22 protein-coding genes, 1 tRNA gene and 1 other RNA gene are annotated in these 22,469 nt (G+C 64.6%); 9 read left to right on the top strand and 15 right to left on the bottom strand.

Translation table 11 applies throughout. The features are described 5' to 3' along the window. Positions 1–5: 5 nt before the first annotated feature. From AB0O58_RS06235 to AB0O58_RS06215, 5 genes are all read right to left on the bottom strand, one after another. Positions 6–1,232 (bottom strand): hypothetical protein, encoded by a 1,227-nt coding sequence (locus AB0O58_RS06235; protein WP_155288572.1) that lies wholly within the window; start codon positions 1,230–1,232, stop codon positions 6–8. Between the two features lie 34 nt (positions 1,233–1,266). Next, positions 1,267–2,070 (bottom strand): transglutaminase family protein, encoded by an 804-nt coding sequence (locus tag AB0O58_RS06230; protein WP_045841454.1) that lies wholly within the window; start codon positions 2,068–2,070, stop codon positions 1,267–1,269. A 37-nt stretch (positions 2,071–2,107) separates the two neighbouring features. Beyond that, positions 2,108–2,761, bottom strand: a complete 654-nt coding sequence (gene phoU, locus AB0O58_RS06225) for a phosphate signaling complex protein PhoU (RefSeq protein WP_027494559.1) — start codon at positions 2,759–2,761, stop codon at positions 2,108–2,110. Positions 2,762–2,981: 220 nt separating this feature from the next. Next, on the bottom strand, positions 2,982–4,238 hold the full coding sequence (locus AB0O58_RS06220) for a lipase family protein (RefSeq protein ID WP_045841657.1): 1,257 nt from the start codon (positions 4,236–4,238) through the stop codon (positions 2,982–2,984). A 161-nt stretch (positions 4,239–4,399) separates the two neighbouring features. Further along, a complete protein-coding gene (locus tag AB0O58_RS06215) occupies positions 4,400–5,071 on the bottom strand; it encodes a TetR/AcrR family transcriptional regulator (protein ID WP_032369276.1) in 672 nt (223 codons plus the stop codon). Positions 5,072–5,176: 105 nt separating this feature from the next. Between AB0O58_RS06215 and AB0O58_RS06210 the strand changes: the two genes are divergently transcribed. Then, positions 5,177–6,694: a DHA2 family efflux MFS transporter permease subunit gene (locus tag AB0O58_RS06210; RefSeq protein WP_366238021.1), complete on the top strand. Its 1,518-nt coding sequence runs from the start codon at positions 5,177–5,179 to the stop codon at positions 6,692–6,694. A 67-nt stretch (positions 6,695–6,761) separates the two neighbouring features. On the opposite strand, the gene AB0O58_RS06205 is transcribed toward AB0O58_RS06210, so the two are convergent. Next, positions 6,762–8,048 carry an aminotransferase class I/II-fold pyridoxal phosphate-dependent enzyme gene (locus AB0O58_RS06205; RefSeq protein ID WP_032399305.1) on the bottom strand — a complete coding sequence of 429 codons (1,287 nt, stop codon included), beginning with the start codon at positions 8,046–8,048 and terminating at the stop codon, positions 6,762–6,764. Positions 8,049–8,102: 54 nt separating this feature from the next. Next, an RNA gene (gene ffs / locus AB0O58_RS06200) (signal recognition particle sRNA small type) lies at positions 8,103–8,197 on the bottom strand. A gap of 95 nt (positions 8,198–8,292) precedes the next feature. Between ffs and AB0O58_RS06195 the strand changes: the two genes are divergently transcribed. Further along, a tRNA-Ser gene (locus tag AB0O58_RS06195) sits at positions 8,293–8,380 on the top strand. A gap of 257 nt (positions 8,381–8,637) precedes the next feature. Here AB0O58_RS06195 and AB0O58_RS06190 read toward each other — a convergent pair. Both AB0O58_RS06190 and AB0O58_RS06185 read right to left on the bottom strand, forming a co-directional pair. Next, positions 8,638–9,384, bottom strand: a complete 747-nt coding sequence (locus tag AB0O58_RS06190; RefSeq protein ID WP_366238020.1) for a 3-hydroxybutyrate dehydrogenase — start codon at positions 9,382–9,384, stop codon at positions 8,638–8,640. After that, positions 9,381–10,796 (bottom strand): MFS transporter, encoded by a 1,416-nt coding sequence (locus AB0O58_RS06185; RefSeq protein ID WP_032385966.1) that lies wholly within the window; start codon positions 10,794–10,796, stop codon positions 9,381–9,383. The genes AB0O58_RS06190 and AB0O58_RS06185 overlap by 4 nt, the downstream gene beginning before the upstream one ends. A gap of 139 nt (positions 10,797–10,935) precedes the next feature. On the opposite strand from AB0O58_RS06185, the gene AB0O58_RS06180 reads away from it, so the two are divergent. After that, positions 10,936–11,844, top strand: a complete 909-nt coding sequence (locus AB0O58_RS06180) for a LysR family transcriptional regulator (RefSeq protein ID WP_366238019.1) — start codon at positions 10,936–10,938, stop codon at positions 11,842–11,844. Positions 11,845–11,881: 37 nt separating this feature from the next. Then, complete coding sequence (locus AB0O58_RS06175) at positions 11,882–12,604, top strand: hypothetical protein (protein WP_366238018.1); 723 nt, start codon at positions 11,882–11,884, stop codon at positions 12,602–12,604. Between the two features lie 13 nt (positions 12,605–12,617). On the opposite strand, the gene AB0O58_RS06170 is transcribed toward AB0O58_RS06175, so the two are convergent. From AB0O58_RS06170 to AB0O58_RS06155, 4 genes are all read right to left on the bottom strand, one after another. Beyond that, entirely contained in the window at positions 12,618–13,235 is a 618-nt protein-coding gene (locus AB0O58_RS06170; RefSeq protein ID WP_032384115.1) for a dihydrofolate reductase family protein, read from the bottom strand. A 33-nt stretch (positions 13,236–13,268) separates the two neighbouring features. After that, positions 13,269–14,135, bottom strand: a complete 867-nt coding sequence (locus tag AB0O58_RS06165) for an alpha/beta hydrolase (protein WP_366238017.1) — start codon at positions 14,133–14,135, stop codon at positions 13,269–13,271. Positions 14,136–14,172: 37 nt separating this feature from the next. After that, positions 14,173–14,634 carry an NAD(+)--rifampin ADP-ribosyltransferase gene (arr, locus tag AB0O58_RS06160; RefSeq protein WP_206498910.1) on the bottom strand — a complete coding sequence of 154 codons (462 nt, stop codon included), beginning with the start codon at positions 14,632–14,634 and terminating at the stop codon, positions 14,173–14,175. Positions 14,635–14,749: 115 nt separating this feature from the next. After that, the gene (locus tag AB0O58_RS06155; RefSeq protein WP_206498909.1) at positions 14,750–15,400 is read right to left on the bottom strand and encodes a methyltransferase domain-containing protein; all 651 of its coding nucleotides are present in this window, start codon (positions 15,398–15,400) and stop codon (positions 14,750–14,752) included. A 36-nt stretch (positions 15,401–15,436) separates the two neighbouring features. Between AB0O58_RS06155 and AB0O58_RS06150 the strand changes: the two genes are divergently transcribed. Beyond that, a complete protein-coding gene (locus AB0O58_RS06150; RefSeq protein ID WP_206498908.1) occupies positions 15,437–16,900 on the top strand; it encodes an FAD-dependent oxidoreductase in 1,464 nt (487 codons plus the stop codon). Here the strand turns inward: AB0O58_RS06150 and AB0O58_RS06145 are convergent. Then, positions 16,872–17,483, bottom strand: coding sequence for a CDP-alcohol phosphatidyltransferase family protein (locus AB0O58_RS06145; RefSeq protein ID WP_206498907.1), 612 nt, complete (start codon positions 17,481–17,483; stop codon positions 16,872–16,874). The genes AB0O58_RS06150 and AB0O58_RS06145 overlap by 29 nt on opposite strands. Further along, positions 17,480–18,148 carry a VTT domain-containing protein gene (locus AB0O58_RS06140; RefSeq protein WP_283348102.1) on the bottom strand — a complete coding sequence of 223 codons (669 nt, stop codon included), beginning with the start codon at positions 18,146–18,148 and terminating at the stop codon, positions 17,480–17,482. Before AB0O58_RS06140 ends, AB0O58_RS06145 begins: the two co-directional genes overlap by 4 nt. Positions 18,149–18,293: 145 nt before the next feature. Here AB0O58_RS06140 and AB0O58_RS06135 point away from each other — a divergent pair, with 145 nt between their 5' ends. The 4 genes from AB0O58_RS06135 to AB0O58_RS06120 are packed head-to-tail and all read left to right on the top strand — an operon-like array spanning position 18,294 to position 22,178. Continuing rightward, positions 18,294–19,529: an ABC transporter substrate-binding protein gene (locus AB0O58_RS06135; RefSeq protein WP_366238016.1), complete on the top strand. Its 1,236-nt coding sequence runs from the start codon at positions 18,294–18,296 to the stop codon at positions 19,527–19,529. Next, positions 19,526–20,365 carry an ABC transporter permease subunit gene (locus AB0O58_RS06130; protein ID WP_366238015.1) on the top strand — a complete coding sequence of 280 codons (840 nt, stop codon included), beginning with the start codon at positions 19,526–19,528 and terminating at the stop codon, positions 20,363–20,365. The genes AB0O58_RS06135 and AB0O58_RS06130 overlap by 4 nt, the downstream gene beginning before the upstream one ends. After that, complete coding sequence (locus AB0O58_RS06125) at positions 20,362–21,150, top strand: ABC transporter permease subunit (protein ID WP_366238014.1); 789 nt, start codon at positions 20,362–20,364, stop codon at positions 21,148–21,150. The genes AB0O58_RS06130 and AB0O58_RS06125 overlap by 4 nt, the downstream gene beginning before the upstream one ends. Continuing rightward, positions 21,147–22,178 carry an ABC transporter ATP-binding protein gene (locus AB0O58_RS06120; protein WP_366238013.1) on the top strand — a complete coding sequence of 344 codons (1,032 nt, stop codon included), beginning with the start codon at positions 21,147–21,149 and terminating at the stop codon, positions 22,176–22,178. The genes AB0O58_RS06125 and AB0O58_RS06120 overlap by 4 nt, the downstream gene beginning before the upstream one ends. The last annotated feature ends 291 nt before the right edge of the window (positions 22,179–22,469 follow it).

Genomic DNA, 22,469 nt, shown 5'->3' with positions numbered 1-22,469 from the left:
GATTCTCAGTCGACCGAACCGGCTACCACCAACGCGATAGCCTGCAGAAGCGGCCGGTCCACGTCGGTTTCCGATGCCGCGATCTGCACGTCCACTCGGGTGCCCGACGGTTTGACCAACGTGACGTCCTCGATCGGATCACCGTCGAGAGTCATTGCACTCGCGCCGGGGTTGTCGTCGCGAAATTCCGAACCGTCCGGCAATGTCACCGCACCCCATGGATTCTCGGCGGGCACGTAGTCCGCGTCGATCACCCTGATCATCAGGGTGCCGTCGTCGGCCAGCACGGCTCCGCACGCGCCGGCCGATCCAGAAGGGGCAGTTCGCATCGAGCCCAGCGGTCTGTCGAGTTCCACTGGCATCTCGGCCGCTCGCCAGAACTCGTCCAGGGAGGCATTGAGGCGATCGACGGCCTCCGGCGAGAACTGCCCTGCACCCTTGGAATTGGTGTCGCACGAAATTGGAAGTGGGAGAGTTCCCTCCGGAACCGGTGCAGACCAGAGCAACTCCGGCCGCAGCGCTATCGTGCGCAACTCCTCGATCGACAGTGGCACGGAACCGGTGGACACGTAATTAGCGTTCCGGTCCGATGATGACGCAACGACGACGGAATTATCGGGTGCGTACACGCGCACGATATTCGAATGGGTGCGATCCCCGTCGAATTCATCCCAGGTGTCCCTGGTGTCGACGACGGTTCCGTCGGAGAGAATCTCGCGAGCGTCCAGCCACCCGGCCTGGCATGGCTTGGGACCGTCGTCGACGCGGGTCACATTGACCATCAGCGAACCTTCGACACCGTCGCGAGACACTATGCCGTCCGCGGAGGTGCCGGGGTCATACGCTCCGTCCGCGCTGGCAACCGGCTGAAAAATCAGCGGATCACCGCCGGACCAGAACGTCGAACCAGCAACGACGTCGACCTGAGAGGGAAGGGCTTTGCGCACTGCGATCGACATCGAGTTCGCCTTTTTCGACGTCAACCACGGGTAGGAGGGGTCGTCGTAGTCACGGCCCACGATCACTTCGTAGAACTGATCTTCCTCGGGCGGCTCTACCGATGCGCACCCTGGGATGTCCACGGGGTATTCGACAGGCTCACTGCCATAACCCATTTCCGACTGCCCCATCGGCTGGTGAGTAAGCCCTGCGAACACGACACCGACGACAACCACAGCGCCGACGACGATCACATCGGGCCACACACCACCACGCCGCAACGACATTCGCACGGGCCGCAGCCTAACGCGCCTCGCCGCGACAGGGTCAGGTGATCGACACCAATTGGGTGATGTCGTCGAAGGGCAGCGGCCCATCCACGACGGCTCCGACGACGGCGCTGTTGAGGATGATCGATCCGCCGTGATTGTCGAGGAATGCGGTGTCGGCTGCGTCGCGTCCGGTTGCGATGCGCACCAGGGTCGATCGCGGCGCGAGGCAGGTGGCGTCGACCACTCGCCATTGTCCTTCGACGAAGGCTTCGGCGACAGCGTGGAAGTCCATCGGATCGCAGCCCGGCGCGTACACGGCCACGAGTCGAGCGGGCACGTTCACTGCGCGGAGCAGTGCGACGACGAGGTGGGTGTAGTCGCGGCACACCCCGGCACCGGCGAGGAGGGTGTCGACGGCGCCGTCGATGGGGTCGCTGCTTCCGGGAACGTAGCTCAGCCGGGCTCCGACCCAGGACGACACCTCGGCGAGCAGCTTCTCCGACGGCGGGTACGAGCCGAATTCCGTTGCCGCGAAACCGAAGAACTTGTCTGCCTCGGCGTAGCGGCTCGGCCGCAGATACAGCGACAGGTCGTAATCGGACACCGGTGCCGGGTCGGTGTTGCCGTAGATCGTCGCCGAGTACGACGCTTCGAGCTTGCCGACGTCGGCGTGCAGCTTGTGGATGCGAGTGCCGTGTGCGCCGCTGATCTCCTGCGCTTCGACGGGCTGGCCGTCGAGTGTGAACGAGAGTGCCTCCCACACTTCGGTTCCTGGGTGCGGCGCGATCGCGATCTGGAACTCGAGGGTGCTGGCCTCGGTCACATCGACATCGAGGTACGCGGAGACGTCACGTTTCATCGTGCCGATCCTGCCATCTCCGAGCGGTTCTCGCAGACTAAGACTCGTCGGTGGGGCGCGCTCCGGTCACCAGGAAGATGACCCGTTTCGCGACCTCGACGGTGTGGTCGGAATAACGCTCGTAGAAGCGGCCGAGCAACGTGATGTCGACGGCGGCCGGTACACCGTGCGGCCAGTCGGGCGCGGAGGTCAACATGAACAGGCTGCGGTGAAGAGCGTCCATCTCCTCGTCCTGCGTTCGCAGACTCGCGGCGAGTTCGGCGTCCCGCGTCTCGAGCACCCGTTGGGTCGCCTCCGCTTGAGCGATGGCTACCCGACCCATCTCGGTGAACACGCCCTCGACCTCGGGCGGCAGCACATGCGCGGGGTGACGGCGGCGGGCCAGCTCGGCGATGTGCACCGCGAGTCCACCCATGCGCTGGAGGTCGGCCACGATGTTGATCCCGGATACGACACGGCGCAGATCGTGAGCAACCGGCGACTGTCGAGCGAGGAAAGCGAAGGCCTCGTGTTCCCATTCGACGGCGAGAGTGTCGATCTCTTCGCGGTACTCGATCGTCTGCTCGGCGAGCACGATGTCGGCGGTGAGCAGCGCGCGCGTGGCGTCAGCCATCGCTCGTTCCGCGATTCTCGACATTTCGGACAGCTCCGACGCCAACGTGTCGAGCGCCTCCGTGTAACTGTCCCGCATGTTCACTCACCCCAACCGCTCGACAGCCCAACCTCAGGGCATTGCAGGGCAGTACCCTGCTGCGCATCCTTCTACACCCTCACACCGCTGTGGGCTCGTTGGAGAACTCGACGGTGTGACGTCGGTCATTCCTGCTGACACGAATCGATGGTCGACATGGGAGGGAACGCCGAACGGCCCGCGCTCGGTGAGCGCGGGCCGTTCGATCATCGGTTGCCGATCAGCAATTCGACGGGGCGGGCACTCCGTAGAAGCGATCCTTGATCCAGCTCTGAGCTTCGCCGAGACCGAGGATGTCCGGGATCAGATGCCCGGCACCGGAACCCGGCACGATAGCCGGGACCTGCGCGGAACTGAGCTGCACTGTTGCACCCTTGCCGCACCAGTCGCCGGCCAGTTCGACGGCCTGACCGTGGGGCACGATGTCGTCGGAGGTACCGGACTGGATCAGTACCGGGGCATTCGGCGTACGCTCACCGATCTTGTTCTTGGCCAGGATTTCCTGCGCGACGGGCAACCTGTCCAGCACGACCGACAACGGCTCGCCGGTCTTGGTGTACTCGTTGGTGCGGTGCAGCCCGACGTTCAGAATCGTCTCTCCGACACACTGATTCGCGACCAGGTTCAGCATGGCCTTTCCTGCGTCGTTGATGTTCTCGTCGACGATCGGCTGCAGACCGGGGTCGGAATTGAGCAGGCCGTTGAGGGTGTAGCCGATCACGCCCGTGAGGATGGTGCCGTCGACCTGTTCGAGGGTCGCCTTCAGATCCGCGGGAGGTGCTCCTGCGTAGGTGCCGACCAGGTCGAGTTCCGGGGCGTATTCATCGGCGATCTCGGCCGCCGCTGCGGCAGCTCCGCCACCCTGCGAGTAGCCGTAGGCCGCGACCGGGCCGTCGCCGGAGATCTTGGTGCCCTGCAACTGCCGAGCTGCGCGGGCCGCGTCGAGCACGGCATGGGCCTCGGACGCGCGGTTCACATAGGTGTGCGCGCCCGGCGTGCCGAGACCCTCGTAATCGGTGATCACGACGCCATAGCCTTGGGAGAGAAGCGAATACGCGGCCAGTACCTCGTACTCGACCATGAATCCGAGCGGCGGGGTGTAGGTGATGACGTTGTTGAGCATCTTCGACGGCGCGCACTGATCGCCCTGCCCCTGCGTTCCCGGTGCCAACACCACGAGCGGGCGCGGCCCCGGACCGGTCCACGGCGCGGCCGGGTCGATGTAGGTACCCGTGACGGCGTTGGCGTCGTCGTTGGAATCGGTGCTGCGGTACATGATTCGGGTTGCCTCACCCGGCAGGGTGCCGCCGATGCCCGGCACCGACAGCGCGAGATGCGAAGGCTCGGAACGAATCACGTCGCCCGGCGCGCCGGCGGGCAGCGGGCTCGGCGGAATGTAGAAGTCGGATTCGACGGTCGAACCCGTCGACGGTGCTGCCGACACGGCCGGCGCAGTCACCCCCATGAACACTGCCATCACTGCCACGGCCGAACCGAAGACACGCGTCGAACGCAAATCGAACCCCCAACGTCTGAACACCTGCTGCCAGGTGTGCGCTACCCCGCGTAGCACTTACCGTGACGCACCTTACGTGACGGCGCACACAACGTACAGACCGAAGTTGGACGAATCACCAGTCAGCGGCGGCGACCGTGCATGGCCGCCTTCGCCGTATCCACTTCGTCGTCGGTGAAGGGACGTCCGGGGAGCTCCGATCGGGGTACCGAATCACCGCGCAGGCCGTCGAGCAGCACCGTGAAGTACCGACGCCAGTTCGCGGGATCGACATGACTGGAGAATTCGACGGTCGAGCCGATCATCCCCAGCACCGGATAGAAGTCGGTGACGGCCACATCGGGACGCAGCTGACCGGATTCGAGGGCGCGATCGACGATTTTCGCGAAGAACGGATCGATCCGTCGGCGCATCTCCGCGATGCCGCGGCACCCCTCGTCCGACCCGAGGACCACATCACCGAGCCCGCGGTCGGAGGCCATTTCCTCGCATACGTCCGAGAGAAAGCCCACCAACCCACTCCAGGGATCTTCCGCTTCGAGGGCGCGTTCGGCACTGGCGAGCATTCCCTCGAGGCGCTGCTCGAAGACGCCGTCGATGAGCTCTTCCTTGCACGAGAAGCGGCGATAGACGGTGCCGACGCCCACCTTGGCGTGTGCGGCGACGTCGTCGAGCGTGATGTCGATACCGCGGGAAGCGAACAACTCGCGAGCCGCGTCCACGATGCGGCGTCGGTTGCGTTCGGCATCCGCCCGTAGGGGCTTCGATGCCGCTGTGTCCGCTCTCACACTCATTCGATGTCCGTTTCACCCGATAAGCGGAGGACATTCCTCCACTTAGCTGCTACCTTTGCCCTACAACCGGAGGATACACCTCCGCATAGTCGAACCGAGGACACCATGACCACCCTTTCATCGGAGAACGTGGACGGCGCAACGTCGACCACGACGCCGGCGGACGAGCGTGCGCACCGGAATCGCTGGTTGATTCTCGCCACTCTCGGACTGGCCCAGCTCATGGTCGTGCTCGACGCGACCATCGTGAACATCGCACTCCCCGCCGCCCAGCTCGATCTGGGCTTCGACAACGCCGACCGCTCCTGGGTCGTCACCGCCTACGCACTCGCGTTCGGCAGCCTGTTGCTCCTCGGTGGACGCTTGAGCGACCTCTTCGGTCGACGTAACACCTTCCTCATCGGCCTCGTCGGCTTCGCGTTGATGTCGGCAGTGGGCGGCGCGGCCGTCAACTTCGGCATGCTCGTCGCTGCCCGCGCCGGTCAGGGCGTCTTCGGTGCGCTGCTGGCACCCGCGGCCCTGTCACTGCTGGCCACCACCTTCACCGACACCAAAGAACGCGCCAAGGCCTTCGGCATCTTCGGTGCCATCGCCGGCGGCGGAGGCGCACTGGGTCTACTGCTCGGCGGCATGCTCACCGAGTGGGCCAACTGGCGCTGGAGCCTGTACGTCAACCTGATCTTCGCTGCGCTCGCCTTCGTCGGAGCCTTCCTGTTCTTGGCCAAGCACAAGGTCGACGTCCGACCCAAGCTCGACATCCCCGGAACGATCGCCGTCTCCGCTGCGCTGTTCTCGATCGTCTACGGCTTCGCCCACGCCGAGTCCGACGGCTGGAGCAACCCCGTCACCCTCGGCTTCCTTGCGGCAGGTGTCGTTCTTCTCGCCGTCTTCGTAACCATCCAGAATCGCGTCGAACACCCTCTGCTGCCGCTGCGCATCGTTCTGGATCGCACCCGGGCCGGATCATTCCTCGCGGTGTTCGTCACCGGCGCAGGCATGTTCGCGGTGTTCCTGTTCTTGACCTACTACCTGCAGAGCACGCTGAAGTACACCCCGATCACCACCGGGTTCGCGTTCATGCCGATGATCGCGTCGCTGATCCTCACCGCGACACTGTCGACGGCACTGATCCTCCCCCGGTTCGGACCGCGCATCCTCATGACGACCGGCCTGGTCGTCGCGTCGATCGGTATGGGACTGCTCACCCAGATCGATCTGGACAGCAGCTACGTCACGCACATCCTGCCCGGCCTGATCATCATGGGTCTCGGACTCGGTGCCACCATGGCACCGGCCATGCAGGGCGCAATCTCGGGCGTCGCCCCGGACGACTCCGGCGTCGCGTCGGCAACGGTGAACACCATGCAGCAGGTGGGCGGCTCGATCGGCACCGCACTCCTGAGCACCGTGGCAGCCAACGCCGCTACCAGCTACGTCAGCTCCAACATGGCGACGGCAACCGATGCGGCTCTGCTGCAGGCCAACGCCGAAATTGCCAGCTACACGACCACCTTCTGGTGGGCGTCGGGCATCTTCCTACTCGGCGCGGTGCTGTCTGCCACGCTCCTGAAGAAGGGACCGTTGCCCACCGCTCCCGAAGGTGCGGTTGTCGTCGGGCATTGAGTGAGAGCGGCTTCGCCGCATGTGAGTGGAAACGCGTAGCCTGCTACGAGTTTCCACTCACATGCGTTCAGCCTTCGAGCAGTTTCTCCGTCGCGGCCAGCAGAACGCAGGTTGCGACGCCGTCCATCGACTTCTCCAGCTCACCGAGCGACGGGAAGCTCGGGGCGAGGCGAATGTTCTTGTCTTCCGGATCTTTTCCGTACGGGAAGGCCGAGCCGGCGGCCGTCAGAGCAATTCCGGCGTCCTTGGCCAGCGCGATCGACCGAGCTGCCGTGCCCTCGAGCACGTCGAGGCTGATGAAGTAACCACCCTTGGGCTCGGTCCACGACGCGATCTTCGACGCACCGAGCCGGTCCTCGAGGATCTGCTGCACCAGCGCGAACTTGGGCTTGAGAAGCTCGCGATGCTTGGCCATGTGAGCCCGCACCCCCTCCGCGTCACCGAAGAAACGCAGGTGCCGCAGCTGGTTGAGCTTGTCCGGGCCGATGCTCTTCTTACCGAGGTGCTTCTGATACCAGGCGAGGTTCTCCTCGGAACTGCCGAAGAAGCTGACGCCCGCACCGGCGAACGTGACCTTCGACGTCGAGGCGAACACGAACGCGCGATTGGGGAAACCGGCCTCCGCCGCCATCCCGATGACGTCGTAGGACGGCGCGAACTCCTCGGTCAGCGGATGCACCGCGTAGGCGTTGTCCCAGAACAGACGGAAATCAGGCGCAGCAGCCGGCATCGTGGCCAGTGCGCGAACGACTTCCTCCGAGTAGACGGCTCCGGTGGGGTTTGCGTAGTTCGGCACCACCCACATGCCCTTGATCTGCGGATCCGACGCCACCAAGTTGGCGATCTCGTGCACATCGGGTCCGTCGGGACCCATCGGCACCGTAATCATCTCGATGCCGAAGCTCTCGGTGATCGCGAAGTGACGGTCGTAGCCGGGGGCCGGGCACAGGAAGCGAACGTTCGGCTCCGCCGACCACGGGCGCGGCGAATCCGACAGCCCGTGCAGCAGAGCCCAGACCATCAGGTCCTGCATGATCTCAAGGCTGGCGTTGTTACCGGCCACCAGGTTCTTCACCGGGATGCCGAGCAGTTCACCGAAGATGGCACGCAATTCCGGCAGACCCGCAAGGCCACCGTAGTTGCGGCAATCGGTGCCGTTGCCGTCCTTGTAGTCCGCGCCGGGGAGCGTCAGCAGCTCGGCAGCGAGATCGAGCTGCTCGGGCGACGGCTTGCCGCGGGTGAGATCCAGCTTCAGATTCTCGGCTTTGAGCTGCGTGTACTTCGCGCTCTGCCGCTCGTGCTCGGAGGCGAGCTCCTCATGGTTCATCAGACCCAACTGGGTTTGCGCTGGCATGCGGAGCGGCCTCTCGGTGACTGGGTTCCCCGGACAGTGTCTATGTCACTGAAATAAAGGGGACCCCGCGCACCCGGCAGAGCCCATTGACCCTTGCTGCCTTCCGGCCCTGGGGGAGTTCACAGGATGCGCGCCGCGCGGGATCCGTTAGGAAGTGTAGCCGCCTCCCGTCGAGCAACGCATCACCACCCTTCGCGCCTCCCGATTTGGGAGATGGTGGGGGTAACCGGGTAAGCTCCCCCACGGAGGATTCGCCTAGTGGCCTATGGCGCTCGCCTGGAACGCGGGTTGGGTTAACGCCCTCAGGGGTTCAAATCCCCTATCCTCCGCCAGAGAAGCCCCCGTGACACGTCACGGGGGCTTCTTGCTGTTCGGGGAGGGGTGCTCCGGCTCGCGCCCACCCGTCTCCCGATCAGCCCACCCGTCTCCGGATCAATGGGCGTTCGAGTCCGTCTGAGTGCAACAAAGCCGCATTCATCCGGTGGGGTGCGGCGACCCGATCCGGATGAATGCGACTTTGTTGCAATCTGAGCGACTGAAACCCACATTGATCCCAAAGGGGCGGGGCAGCAGACGGGCGGCACCGAACCTAACGAGCCGACCAACCACCGTCCATGGTGTACGACGCCCCGGTGACCATGCCTGCGTTCTTGGACGTCAGCCATCCCACCAGTGAGGCGACTTCGGCGGGTTCGACGAGTCTCTTGATGGCGGCCTCGGTCAGCAGCACCTTTTCGAGTACTTCGTCCTCGGGGATGTCGTGCGCCTTGGCTTGATCGGCGATCTGTTTTTCCACCAGCGGTGTGCGGACGTATCCGGGGTTGACGCAGTTGCTCGTCACGCCGTGCGCGGCACCTTCGAGGGCTGTCACTTTCGACAGTCCTTCGAGTGCGTGTTTGGCGGTGACGTAGGCGACCTTGAACTCCGACGCGCGCAGTCCGTGCACCGACGACAGATTGATGACTCGGCCGAACCTGCGTGCGTACATCCCAGGCAGCGCCGCACGAATCAGCAGGAACGGTGCCTCGACCATCAGCGTCTGAATTCGACGGAACGCGCCCGGGTCGAAGTCGACGATCGGTGCGACGGTTTGGATACCCGCGTTGTTCACCAGGATGTCGACGTCCAACCGAAGGTCGTCCAGCGCGGTGGTGTCGAGCAGATCGACCGACCACACCTCGCCCTCGAGCTCGGCCGCCAATTCCTTTGCTGCGACGTCGTTCACGTCGGCGATGGTGACGCGGGCACCGCGGCCGGCGAGCTCACGCGCGCACGCGGCCCCGATGCCGGACGCTCCTCCGGTGACGAGGGCGGAGCGTCCGGTCAGGTCGGTCACCGCTTTACACTCGGATCGAGCAGACCGGCCTTCGCCAGCTCGGCTTCGGTGGCCAGGTTCTTGGCGTCGGCGATGTCGATGCTTTCGAGCGCCAATCCCTTTGTCTCCCTGGCTACGACGACGGCAACCACGGTGATCGCGCAGGCCACGGCCAGGTACACCGCGATGGGCACGGACGAGCCGTAGATGTCGAGCAGCTTCACCGCAATGATCGGGGCCAGCGAGCCGGCGACGATCGAGGTGACCTGATAGCCCAGGGACACACCGGAATACCGCATCCGCGTCGGGAACATCTCGGCCATGATGGCGGGCTGCGTGGCGTACATGAAGGCGTGGAACATCAGGCCGATGATGATGGCCAGCAGGATGACGACGTTGTGGCCGCTGTTCATCATCGGGAAGGCGAAGAAGCCCCACGTTGCCGCGGTGAGGGCACCGGCGAAGTACACCGGACGGCGGCCGATGCGGTCGGCGAGCCTGCCCACCAACGGAATCGTGCAGAAGTGGATCGCGTGGGCGATGAGCATCCACCACAGGATCGTGCTGGTGTCGGTGCCGACCTCCACCTTGAGGTAGGTGATGGAGAAGGTGACGACGAGGTAGTACATGACGTTCTCACCGAAGCGCAGGCCCATTGCGGTGAATACGCCGCGCGGGTAACGCTTGACGACCTCGAAGACGCCGTACGACGCGGCCTTGATGACCTCGGCCTGCTTGTGTGCCTCGATGAAGATTGGGGCGTCGGAAACCTTGGTACGGATGTAGTAGCCGACGAAAACGATGACGGCAGAGAGCCAGAACGCGACGCGCCAGCCCCAGCTGAGGAACGCTTCGTCGGACAGGGTTGTCGTCAGGACGAGCAGTGCGACGGTCGCGAGGAGGTTACCGGCGGGCACGCCTGCCTGCGGCCAGCTCGCCCAGAATCCGCGACTCTTGTTCGGGCTGTGTTCTGCGACAAGAAGAACCGCGCCGCCCCATTCGCCGCCGACGGCGAAGCCCTGAATGAATCGCAGGGTGACCAGCAGTGCCGGTGCCCAGTAGCCGATGGCCTCGAATGTCGGTAGGCAGCCCATGAGGAACGTGGCTCCGCCGACGAGGACGAGGCTGAACTGCAGCAGCTTCTTTCGGCCGTACTTGTCGCCGTAGTGTCCGAAGACGATGCCACCCAGGGGTCGTGCGACGAAGCCGACGGCGTAGGTGACGAAGGCCGCGAGGATGGCGTCGAGCTCACTGGTTCCGGCCGCGAAGAAGATCTTGCTGAACACCAGTGTGGCGGCGGTTCCGTAGAGAAAGAACTCGTACCATTCGACGATGGTGCCGGCCATCGATGCTCCGACGACCTTCTTCAGGCCCGTGGGGGTGGCATCGGGGTCCGGCTCGGACCTTTCTGCCAGCGGTTGGTCGACGCTCATAGCTTCTCCTGTGTTGCTCGGTACTGTGTGCTCGCGTTTGTGACAGACCACACATGTAGCGGGGTTGGTCTGAGTATTGGTGCAGATCTTTTTCTACGCAAGAGGCATGGACGCAGGTTCGATCTGCAAAACTGCACACATGACACGCGGTGACGGGAAGGTTCCCAGTGCCGACGACCTGCTGGTCCTGCTCGCCGTCAGTCGAACCGGACGCTACAGCTCCGCTGCCGACGACCTCGGCATCAACCACACGACCATCTCCCGACGCATCGCCGCACTCGAGGACACCCTCGGCGGACGGGTGCTCACCCGCGCCGGCGGAGGTTGGGAACTGACTCAACTGGGGCACGGCGCACTGGCCGCTGCCGAGGCCGTCGAGAATGCGCTGCAGACGCTGGTCTCGAGCGACGCGGGGGCGCTGAAGGGCGTCGTACGCATCTCGGCCACGGACGGTTTCAGTGCGTACATCGCAGCTCCTGCGGCTGCTCGCGTGCAACGCACTCATCCGCTGGTGTCGGTGGAGATCGTCGCGACCACCAGACGTGCGTCGAGGCAACGGTCCGGACTGGACATCGAGATCGTCGTCGGACAACCGCAGGTGCATCGGGCGGAGGCCATCGGACTCGGCGACTACGTGCTGGGTCTGTACGCGTCGCAGACCTACGTGGACGAGCACGGCACACCGCAGGTGCCGGCCGACCTCGCCGCCCATCCGTTCATCTACTTCATCGACTCGATGCTGCACGTCGACGATCTGGATCTGGCCCCCAACTTCACTCCGACGATGCGCGAATCGGTGACGTCGACCAACGTCTTCGTCCATGTCGAGGCCACACGAGCCTCGGCAGGCATCGGATTGTTGCCGTGTTTCATGGCCGACCGACACCCCGACCTACAACGAATCCTGCCCGACGCCATCGCCGTGACCCTGACCTACTGGCTCGTCACCCGCACCGAAACCCTCAGACGACCCGAAGTGTCCGCAGTGATCGACGCGATTCGTGCGGTGGTCACCGAACAACACTCGGCTCTACTGGGTGAGAAATGAACGCACGGAACCTACGCCCCACAAGGAGAGTCCCCTGATGTCCGATATCGATTTCTATTTCGATCCGGTATGCCCGTTCGCGTGGATGACCAGCAAATGGGTTCGCAAGGTTCAGGCCCAACGCGACTACACCGTCGACTGGCGGTTCATCTCGCTTCGCCTGCTCAACTCCCACATCGACTACGACGCCCATTTCCCACCCGAGTACGAGGCCGGCCACACCGCGGGTCTGCGATTACTGCGGGCCGCTGCCTCTGTTCGTCGTGAGCATGGGTCGGACGCTGTCGGGCCGCTGTATCAGGCCCTCGGAACGCACATCTTCGATACCGAGATCGTGCCCGACGACGCAGCGAGCCACGGACATCGCGGCACCGCGGCATTCCTCGGGCCGATCCTCGAGGAAGTCGGGCTGCCCACCCATCACACTGCAGCACTCGATGATTCGACGATCGACGACGAGATCCGGGCCGAAACCGATCATGCGCTGTCGCTGACCGGCAAGGACGTCGGAACTCCCATCATCGCCTTCGAGCCGCCGGACGGTGTGGCGTTCTTCGGTCCGGTGATCAGCCGACTACCCAGCGACGAAGAAGCAGTACCGCTGTGGGACAACGTGATCGGACTCGCACGATTCCCTGGATTTGCCGAGATGAAGCGCAGCATGCGTGAACTCCCCCAGTTGAAGGCACTGGGGGTGACGGAGGACGAGGTTGGCGTGCAACAGGATTGGCACGGCGGGAGCCGACGGCAGAAGAAGTGAATTGCCCTCCGATCTAGTCGGTCAGTACGTCGTCCATGTTGCCGACGTCCGGGGTCCCGGTGTCGAGGCCGTACCGCAGGTAGACGGTGCCCTTGCCGTCGACGGCCGGTGGCTCGAGCAGCGTCAGATTGCTGGGCACGGTGCCGTCGGCGAACACCTTCTTTCCCACTCCGAGAAGGATGGGATGCACCCACAGATCGAGTCGATCGAAGAGCTTCTCGCGCAACAGGGTCTGCACCAGATCGAGACTTCCGACCACCTTGATATTGTCGTGTCGATCTCGGATCTCACGCACGGCTCCGGCCAGGTCCGGTCCGAGCTGGGTCGAACCGTTCCACAGCAGATCGGGTGTGCCGCGGGAGGCCACGTATTTCGGGATCGTGTTGAACAACGTTGCGAACGAATCGTGTTGGTGCGGCCAGTACGCGGCGAAGATGTCGTAGGTGCGCCGCCCGAGCAGGAGCGCATCCGTGCCCTCGTAAGCGGCGGCGACCTGCGCCCCCGAAACCTGGTCGAGCAGAGGAGCCTGCCAGCCGCCGAAGGGAAAGTTCTCGGGGTCTTCCTCTGGGCTTCCGGGTGATTGCGCGACGAGGTCGAGGGTGGCGAACAGCTCCAACGTGATGAGGCCCATGATTGCTCCTGGTTCTGTAAGACGAAAGCTTCTTCAGCTCAATACTTTCCGAAGTGTTTCGGCAAATTCGGTCGGCTTTCCCATCTGACCGAATTCACCGCCGAGGAAGCCCGAGTGGCCACCGGGAAAGACGATCGGCTCCGATCCGAGGGTCGATGCAGTGGAATATGCTGCGCGAGCGGCGATGTGACCGTCCTCGGGACCGCCGGATTCTTCGCCGACTCCGATCACGACCGTGGTGGGAGCAGCACGCACCGCGTCGACGTCGGGCGCGAAATCGACTCCGCCGCCTCGCATGTTGGACATCAGGGCGTCGTCGCGGGTTCCGTCGTCCTCGGCCGAGAGGCCGAACTGCGCCGGGTCCGGTGCCGGGCGATCGAAGAACGTGTTGTCGATGGGGCCTGCGTGCATGAGCAACGCCATGAACTGGGCCATGGCCGGACCGCGGCCGTGAGCGTCGTATGCGGCCACCATGTTTGCGCACACGGTCGCGATGTTCTCGCGGTCCGGCAAGGTGCCTCCGGCGGGTGGTTCGTGGGCCACCAACGTCCGCACATCGGACGGGTATCTGCTGACGAGTACCAGCGCATTGACCGCACCCCCGCTCGAGGCGAACACATCCACAGGCCCATGGCCGACGGCGGTGAGCACTGCATGCAGGTCGTCGGCATGTTGGCCGAAGGTGACCGCGGCCGTCGTGTCGTCTCGTCGACTGCGTCCCACATTTCTCGGGTCGTACGTGACGACCACGCGGCCACGGAAATGCGATGCCAACGTCCCGAACCCGCTCGCATCCATCGGTGAGCCGATGAGCACCAAGGGAGTAACCCCGGGCTCGAGTTCGCCGACCACGTCGTACGTCAGGGTCGCACCGGGCACGGAAACTGTGTGTGTCGTCATGCTGGTGTGGACCTCGGTACGAGCGAAAACTCACCGGCTAGTCGTAGAGAATCGCAGTTCCCGTCTGTCGCAACTTCTCCAAACCTTCACGAAACCGGCTCAGGTATTCGGGCGAATGCCCGACCCACTCGGACGTCTCCTCGACGATGCGTACCGGTTCCGCGCTGCGGTAGGAATGAGTCGGATTGCCGGGGAACTTCTTGTCGGTGACGTTCGGATCGTCCTCGACGCTGCCGGTCGGCTGCACGATGTAGACCCGAGGACGCCCCTCGCCGACGGCCATCTCGGCCGCGAGCACGGCACCGTCCAGCACCTTGGTCATGTAGATGTAGTTCGAGATGTGCTCGGGACGGTAATTCGAGCGATAGCCGGGAGACAAGTAATCGCCGGCCTTCAGATCGGCCTTCGTGCCATGAAAATAACTTTGGTCGCTCCGCAGGCTGCGCTCCTGGGAGGCACCGGACTCGTGCACGCGAAATCGCTCCAGTGTGTCGGCCATGTCTGCCATAGAAATTCCTCCGTGTCGGTAGCCGGAAGAGTGTGCACCACCGACTGGGTCTTGCCGCAAGCCCCCAACTCAGCGATAAACTGAAGGCAACGCAGGCGAGCACCGCTCAGGATTTCCGCTCCCCGGGGCGGGCACCGACAGTCCCGACGCGAATCTGGATATGGCCTCCGCGGACAGCGCGGGCCGAAAGATCCTGCAGCAGTGGCGTCATCGCCGTCCACGGATGCGCGTCGATATCCGACCCTCCGAGTCGACACGCAAGCTTGGCCAGCGGGGCCCAAGCAGCAGCTCGTCCGACGGGCCGCTGCATGTCGACGACGGCCACCACTCCGCCCTCGCCAGTGTTCGCGATCATCGATTCGAGCGCCGCCTGCCATGGCGTCATCAACGACAGCGCGTAGGTGCTCAACGCCGCATCGAACGGGACCTGCTCCCCCAGATCGGCGGACGTCAGGGCGGTGGCGTCGGCGGGGATCAATGTGACATTCATCCACCCCGCGCGGGCAGCTCGAAGTCGCGCCTGTTCGAGCATCTGTGGGCTGGCGTCGATTCCGGTGATCGAGCCGGTCGGGCCGATCATCCGCTGCAACCCGGCGAAGTTCAGCCCCGTCCCGCAGCCGAGGTCCAGAACATGGCTCCCCACAGGCAGATTCATCAGCTCGAACGCCGCGTCCCGCCCGGCTCGATACACCGGCCATTCGGCGGAGATCACGTCATACAGGCGCGCCGAGAAGGTGTACTTGGTCGGTCGTCTCATCTCGGGTCTCTCCAAAGCGCGGGCATAGTGGGAGGTATGGGAATTCGTCGTTCGTCTTCGAGTGTGCCCGAGAGCCGCGCCGACGTGGTCGTGGTGGGCGGCGGTACCGCCGGCATCGTGGCGGCGAAGACCGCGGCCGGCTTCGGCGTTCGCGTCGTGTTGATCGAACGGGACCGCACCGGCGGCGACTGCCTCTGGACCGGATGCGTGCCGTCGAAGGCCCTGCTCGCGGCGGCCTCGGTGGCTGAGACGGTTCGATCCGCGTCCCGGTTCGGCATCAACACCGAGCCACCGCGCGTGGATTTTGCACGCGTGATGCAGCACGTGCACGGGTCGATCGCCGAGATCGCGCCGATCGATTCACCGGAGGCACTCACTGCGGCCGGGGTCGACGTCATCAGCGGTGACGCCGTGTTCACCGGTCCGAACACGGTGAATGTCGGCACGCGGATGCTGCATTTCGGTCAGGCGATCGTGACCACCGGCGCGCATCCCACAGTGCCGGCGATCGACGGCATCGAGCACGTGGACTACCTGACCAGCGACACCCTGTGGGAACTGACGGACTTACCGCAGCGACTGCTGATCGTCGGTGCCGGATCGGTGGGTTGCGAAATGGCGCAAGCATTCTCGCGTCTCGGATCCGACGTTACCCTTGTCGGACGGTCAGCGACTATCCTTCCCCGCGAGCACCCTGAGGCCTCGTCGATACTGACGCAAGCACTGGCGGACGAGGGCGTACGCGTGCTGACCTCTACCGCAGTCGTGCGCATCGGCGACGGTTCCGCAGTTACCGACTCGGGCGTAGACATCGCTTTCGACCGGGTCCTGATCGCCACCGGGCGGACTCCGCGCACCGCGTCCCTCGGCTTGGACACGGCCGGTGTGGAAGTGGACGACAACGGATTCGTTCAGGTCGACGAGCATCTGCGGACCACCAATCCCCGCATCTGGGCGGCGGGAGATCTCACCGGCCATCCGCAGTTCACGCACACTGCCGGTGTGCACGGCAGTCTGGCCGCGAGCAATGCTGCACTCGGCCTGAACCGAAAGGTGAGTACGACCGGAACTCCACGGGTGACGTTCACCGATCCCGAGATCGCCTCGGCCGGAATCGATGTGCGAACTGCAAGGGAGCGTGGTTTGCGGCTGCAGATCCTCGACCACCACCACGTCGATCGCGCCGTCACCGAAAGAGCAACGAACGGGTCGACGACGCTGATGCTCGACGCCAAGCGTCGCATCGTCGGGGCCTGCGTTGTGGGACCGCGGGCGGGCGAGACGATCGGGGAGCTGATCATCGCCATCGAGCAGGGTTTGCGTACTCGCGATCTCGCCGGAGCCACGCACCCGTATCCGACCTACAACGACGGACCGTGGAACGCGGCGATAGCGGACGTAAAGGCGCAGTTAGCTTCTCCGGTGATTTCTCGAGCAACGGCCGCACTGGCGAAGGTGCGCGGCGCGTGGATCAGGAAAGCGCGCGATACCCGGCAATGATCCGCTGGGTGGAGCTCACCGCGACCACCGCCGCCCACACCACGGCGATCTGCCAGGAGATACCCGGCAGCAGCAACCAGAGACTGTGCACCGCAATGGTTTCAGCACCCTCGGCCAATCCCCCGAGGAACGACAGCGAGCGGCCGTCGTCGATGGTACGACCGGTGCGTTCGGCAATCGAGGAGAACGCAAGAAATGCGGTGCCGTTGATGTAGTACGCCAACAGCACCAGCAGGAACGGCCACCAGGGGGCGTCGTACGCGGCCGAGGCACCGACCGCAACGCCCACCACGGTCGTTCCGTAGACCACGAAATCGGCGGTGATGTCGAAGAATCCGCCGGCACCGCCCGTAGTGGAACGCCTACGCGCGAGAGGCCCGTCCAGCCCGTCGGCGATTCGGGAGACGATCCACAATGCCAACGCGAGCAGCCAGAATTGCAGGCCCGCGGCCAGTGCACTACCGAGGCCCAGTACGAGTCCGGCAGCGGTGATCCGATCCGGGGTGATCGAGGAACGGTCGAGCGCGCAGGCACAGCGATCCAGCGGGCGTTCGAGGTGGCGGCGCAGAAAGCTGTCTATCATTCGGTGGCTCCGGTCAATCCGAGACGTCGGGCCAACAGAGCCGAGCCGGCCGCGATCGCCAGCACGGCAAGCAATGCGATGGCAAACGGCCATGACAGCGGCGACGTCCCGTAGGCACCGAGCGCGGTGTAGGCGACGGTCGCGGGCACGATCCCGATCATGGTGCCCACCACGTAGTCACGTTGCCCTACGGCACTGACTCCGGCCGCGTAGTTGACCAGGGAGAACGGCAGCGGCACCAGGCGCACGAGCAGTACCGACAGCAATCCTCGTCGTCCGAGCATGGCGTCGAGCCGGCGGAGCCTGTCCCATTCGGTGCGGGCCACCTGTCCACGGCCGAGCGCCCGCGCTCCCCAGTACCCGAGATATGCCCCCGCGGTGGCAGCGAACACCACGACGGTCGCGCCCACCGCCAACCCGAACAGCAGTCCCGACGCGATGGTCAACGTGCTGGCGGGGAACGGGGTAGCCGACAGGACGGCATAGAGCACGACGAACAACGCGATGCCCCAGGGCCCGGCCGACGCCACGCGATCGCGGATGAACGACGGATCGGGAAGATCGACGGTGCTCAGCACGATCACCACAGCGATGACGATCACGGCAGCCGCGAGCAATTTCAGGGTCGTGCCGCGGCGACTACGCGTCGGGCGGTCCTGCGTCACGGTGTGTGCCTCTCGTCCGACGGTTCACGATCCATTGTGCACACGGCCGGTCTGCCCGCGTGTTCAGCGGTTGTCGCATTCGACCGATTACGGTGGTGAGGGCAGCGTCGACGACGGCTGCTTCGGTTGATCTGGAGGGCCCACGGTGATTCGTTCAGTACGGCGCGCAGTGACGATTGCCGCGAGCGCAGGGCTGCTGATCACCGCATGCGCGGCACCATCATCGGAGGCTCCGCGCGCCGAGAACTTGTCCTGGAGCGAGATCCAGGAGCAGGCGCAAGGACAGACGGTATCGCTGTGGATGTACGGCGGCGACGAGCAGGGCAATGCTTATGTCGACGACGTGCTGACGCCCGCGGCGGCCGAGGAAGGCGTCACGCTGCGCCGGGTGCCGGTGGAATCGACGACCGATGCCGTCAACCGCATCCTGTCCGAGCGGCAGGCCGGGGTCACCGACGGCGAAGTGGATCTGGTGTGGGTCAACGGCGCGAACTTCGGCACCGGTAAGCAGGCCGGGGCGTGGCTGTGCGGTTGGACGCAGAATCTACCGAACATGGAATTCACCGATCCCGAGGATCCGCTGCTGCGCGACGACTTCGGCACTTCGGTCGAGAACTGCGAATCACCCTGGCACAAGGCTCAATTCACGTTGGTTTACAACGCGGCTGCCATCCCCGATCCGCCGACGACATTCGACGGCGTGCTCGACTGGGCTCGCGCGAACCCGGGCCGCTTCACCTACCCCGCTCCCCCGGACTTCACCGGCTCGGTGTTCGTGCGTGAAGCGTTGACCAATATATCCGGAGGCGTCGACGAGGTTCCCGCTCAGTTCGATCAGGCCTCCTACGATCGCCTCGCCCCGGCATTGTTCGACCGATTGAACGAGCTCGCCCCGTCGCTGTGGCGCGAGGGAACGACGTATCCGCAGTCCTCCTCCGAGCTCGACGCCCTCTACGCCGGTGGCCAGGTGGACATGACGATGACGTACGGCCCCGCGACCCTCCCGAAACTTGTCGCCGACGGCACCTTCCCGCCGGAGACCCGCGTCCTGACTCTCGACGAGGGAACCGTCGGGAATGCGAGTTTCCTTGCCATTCCGTCGACGTCGGGGAAGTCGGCCGCGGCGCAGGTGGTTGCCAATCTCGCGTTGTCGCCCGAGCAACAACTCGCAAAGGCGACGCCGGAAGTGTGGGGCCAGTTCACCGTGCTCGATATCGACCGATTGCCCGATGACGCCCGCGCCAGGTTCGAGGCGTTGCCGAGTTCGACGGTTCTGCCGTCCTACGAAGAGCTGTCGGCCAACGCGCATCCAGAACTGTCAGCCGACTGGGTCTCGCCGGTCGACGAGGGTTGGCGTCGAAGCGTGCTCGCCGGTCAGTGAGCGCGTCCACGAGGAGCTTTCGCGGCACAGCGGCGGTACTCCCCGCCGTCGTCTTGGTCGTTGTCGTCGTCGGCGGCGGTCTCGGAACCGTGGTGCTGCAGAGCCTGGGTCTGATGCCTTTGGTCGGAACCCCCGAACTATCGGTCGACGCGTACTCCGCTCTGGGCGGTGACCTATGGCGCTCGGTGGTGCTGACGCTGTCGATTGCCGTCGTCTCGACGGCATTGGCCACGGTGATCGGGCTTGCCGCGGCACTGACGGCCTTGTCAGGTGGACGCACCCCGCTGGTCGCTGCCGGGTTGACCGTCACGGTTCCCCACCTGATCGGTGCCGCGGCGATGGCATTGCTGTTGGCAGATTCAGGGATGCTGCCTCGTATTCTCGGCATGACCGACGGCGGCTGGCCGGAGTTGGTCGGTGGGAAGTGGTGGATCGCCGTCGTCGCCGAATATGCCTGGAAAGAATCGGCTTTCGTGGCCGTTGTCGTGGCCGGGACTCTCGCCACCCGAGTAGCTGCATTCGACGAGACGGCCGCGACCTTGGGTGCCGGACGGTGGGCTCGGCTCCGTTTGGTCACGCTGCCGTTGGCTCGGCCCGCGCTGATCGCATCGGCGGCCATCGCGTTCGCCTACACGGTCGGCTCGTACGAGGTAGCCCACATTCTGGGTCGCCCGTATCCGGAGCCGTTGTCGGTGATGGCGATTCGTCTGTTCACGTCGATCGATCTTCAGACGCGTCCGCAGGCAGCTGCTGCCGCGACGATCGCCACCGCTCTGACGGTGGCCGTAGCCGCGGTGGCGCTGCACTATCTGCGCAGATCGGCGGCGTGGAAATGAACAGGGTGGAAGTGAACAGGGTTCTTCCCGCTGTCGGCAGGTCCGTACTGGTCCTGTGGTTCCTGTTGCCGCTGATCCCGGTTGTCTTGTGGGCCATCAGCAATCGCTGGTCTTTTCCCGGCTCGGTTCCGCAAGAATGGGGATTCGACGGCGTCCGTAGCGCCCTCGATGCCGGGGGCGTCGATGCTTTTGTGCGGTCTACCCTGCTCGCTCTCGCCGTCGCAGTCATCGCAACGCCATTGGGCGCGTTGGCCGCTCGCGCACTCGTGAACGGTTCCGTGCGTTTCCCCGCTTTCGTGGCCGGGGTTCTCTTCGCTCCGTTGGCCCTGCCCCCGTTTGCCGTGGCGTTGGGACTCGATGTTCTGGTGCTGCGCTCGCGCATTCCGAGCACGGTGGCGGTGATCGCGTTGCTGACGGTCGCGGCGATTCCGTACACGACGTACCTGATGCGAGTGGCGTTCGGCGCGTACGACATCGGCTACGAGGAAGAAGCTCGGACGCTCGGTGCGTCGAGTGCCATGGTGCTGCGACGGATTCGCATTCCCCTGTTGGCTCCGGCATCGGCGGGGGCGGCGTTACTCGCGTTCCTCGTGGCGTGGAGCGACTACGTGATCACTCTGCTGATCGGTGGAGGCAGACTGGTCACCGTGCCCATTCTCGTCGCCTCCTTCGCTGCGGGGACCGGCAACGATTCGGTGGTGGCTGCGCTGTCAGTTGCCGCCGTCGCGCCGCCGTTGTTGCTGGTGCTCATGCTGGCCCGATTGCGTCGTAGGAGTGCACGATGAGCGTCGAACTGTCCGTTCACGGACTCACGAAAGTCCATGCCGGTCAGTCGGTTGCGGCTCTGGATTCGTTGGATCTCACCGTGCCGCCGGGTTCGTGTACGGCGATTCTCGGGCCGTCGGGTTCGGGCAAGAGCACTGCACTGCGGCTCATCGCGGGACTGGATTCACCCACCGCCGGCACGGTGCAGATCGACGGCCACGAGGTGAACGGTGTTGCGGCCGAGAACCGCGGGGTGGGGATGGTGTTCCAGCGGCCGATGTTGTTCCCGCACATGTCGGTACTCGACAACATCGGCTTCGCCTACCGTGCGGCCGGGGACAGTCGTAAGCAGTCGCGCGAACGTGCCCGCGAGTACCTCGATCTGGTGCATCTGGGTGACATCGGTGATCGTGCGGTGTCCGAGGTATCGGGTGGGCAGGCCCAGCGGGTTGCGTTGGCGCGCTCACTCGCCGGTTCGCCGCGAGTGTTGTTGTTGGACGAGCCCTTCAGTGCGCTGGACCCGGTGTTGCGCGGCGAGATGCACGACCTGGTTCGCGAATTGCGTTCGTCGTTGGATCAGACCCTGTTGCTCGTCACCCACGATCAGCAGGAAGCGGCGGTGCTGGCCGATTCGGTGGCGGTGCTCATCGACGGTCGCCTCGAGCATCACTCCGATATCGCGACGGCCTACTCCCGTCCGAGCACCTTGGCGGTCTCGCGACTGATGGGCGGGATGAACGAAATCAAGGGTCAGTGGGATGGGGTTGGGATGCATCGCTCCGAGCTCGGGGAGTTGGAGGTCGAGGGTGTAAATCTGCCTTCCGGACCTGCTGTGTTGTTGTTACGACAGGAACTGATCAGGTTGAACGACAGCGGGATTCGTGGAGTTGCTTCGGGTTTGAGGCCGACCGGATTTCGCAGCATGGCTGACGTGACCGTAGGTTCGGTGACCGTGAAGGTGGAGTTGGCGGCGGGATCGGTAGTGGAGGTGGGAGATTCGGTGGGATTGGAGATTCCGAGTGGGGCGAGATTTGTCGTCACGGGTTGAGGTCGAAGATGTGGCAGCCGGCATCTCTCGCTCCCGGGATTCAACGCTCGGGCCTGTCATTCAGCCACGAAATCTCCATTTACCGCGTTGTCAGGTAAATTGCCGGCTACTGGACGATGCAATGTTTTAGGTCTTCCGGGTCTCGCCTCGAGCACCATGTCTATGATCCGCATCGTGGGTGCTGACCTCGCTTCGCCCTAGTCAGCAATGGCTGCCTGACATGCGCTGCAGACACTTTCGTCTCGTTCTGCGAGCGCGGCTTGCTACTTTCGGTCCTCGTACTACTAGGTC

The organism is Rhodococcus sp. NPDC080181 (genome assembly GCF_040702225.1).
Lineage (GTDB): Bacteria > Actinomycetota > Actinomycetes > Mycobacteriales > Mycobacteriaceae > Rhodococcoides > Rhodococcoides fascians.
The sequence above is the reverse complement of the archived record's forward strand: the minus strand, read 5'-3'. Positions and strand labels throughout refer to the sequence as shown.

Bases quoted from the DNA above. Each gene is read 5' to 3' on its own strand.
- AB0O58_RS06120 (WP_366238013.1), top strand. From the start codon at position 21,147: ATGAGCGTCGAACTGTCCGTTCACGGACTCACGAAAGTCCATGCCGGT.
- AB0O58_RS06170 (WP_032384115.1), bottom strand. From the start codon at position 13,235: ATGGGCCTCATCACGTTGGAGCTGTTCGCCACCCTCGACCTCGTCGCG.
- AB0O58_RS06210 (WP_366238021.1), top strand. From the start codon at position 5,177: ATGACCACCCTTTCATCGGAGAACGTGGACGGCGCAACGTCGACCACG.
- AB0O58_RS06215 (WP_032369276.1), bottom strand. From the start codon at position 5,071: ATGAGTGTGAGAGCGGACACAGCGGCATCGAAGCCCCTACGGGCGGAT.
- AB0O58_RS06165 (WP_366238017.1), bottom strand. From the start codon at position 14,135: ATGACGACACACACAGTTTCCGTGCCCGGTGCGACCCTGACGTACGAC.
- arr (WP_206498910.1), bottom strand. From the start codon at position 14,634: ATGGCCGACACACTGGAGCGATTTCGCGTGCACGAGTCCGGTGCCTCC.
- AB0O58_RS06230 (WP_045841454.1), bottom strand. From the start codon at position 2,070: ATGAAACGTGACGTCTCCGCGTACCTCGATGTCGATGTGACCGAGGCC.
- AB0O58_RS06220 (WP_045841657.1), bottom strand. From the start codon at position 4,238: ATGGCAGTGTTCATGGGGGTGACTGCGCCGGCCGTGTCGGCAGCACCG.
- AB0O58_RS06150 (WP_206498908.1), top strand. From the start codon at position 15,437: ATGGGAATTCGTCGTTCGTCTTCGAGTGTGCCCGAGAGCCGCGCCGAC.
- AB0O58_RS06180 (WP_366238019.1), top strand. From the start codon at position 10,936: ATGACACGCGGTGACGGGAAGGTTCCCAGTGCCGACGACCTGCTGGTC.
- AB0O58_RS06125 (WP_366238014.1), top strand. From the start codon at position 20,362: ATGAACAGGGTGGAAGTGAACAGGGTTCTTCCCGCTGTCGGCAGGTCC.
- AB0O58_RS06185 (WP_032385966.1), bottom strand. From the start codon at position 10,796: ATGAGCGTCGACCAACCGCTGGCAGAAAGGTCCGAGCCGGACCCCGAT.
- phoU (WP_027494559.1), bottom strand. From the start codon at position 2,761: ATGCGGGACAGTTACACGGAGGCGCTCGACACGTTGGCGTCGGAGCTG.
- AB0O58_RS06205 (WP_032399305.1), bottom strand. From the start codon at position 8,048: ATGCCAGCGCAAACCCAGTTGGGTCTGATGAACCATGAGGAGCTCGCC.
- AB0O58_RS06175 (WP_366238018.1), top strand. From the start codon at position 11,882: ATGTCCGATATCGATTTCTATTTCGATCCGGTATGCCCGTTCGCGTGG.
- AB0O58_RS06145 (WP_206498907.1), bottom strand. From the start codon at position 17,483: ATGATAGACAGCTTTCTGCGCCGCCACCTCGAACGCCCGCTGGATCGC.
- AB0O58_RS06155 (WP_206498909.1), bottom strand. From the start codon at position 15,400: ATGAGACGACCGACCAAGTACACCTTCTCGGCGCGCCTGTATGACGTG.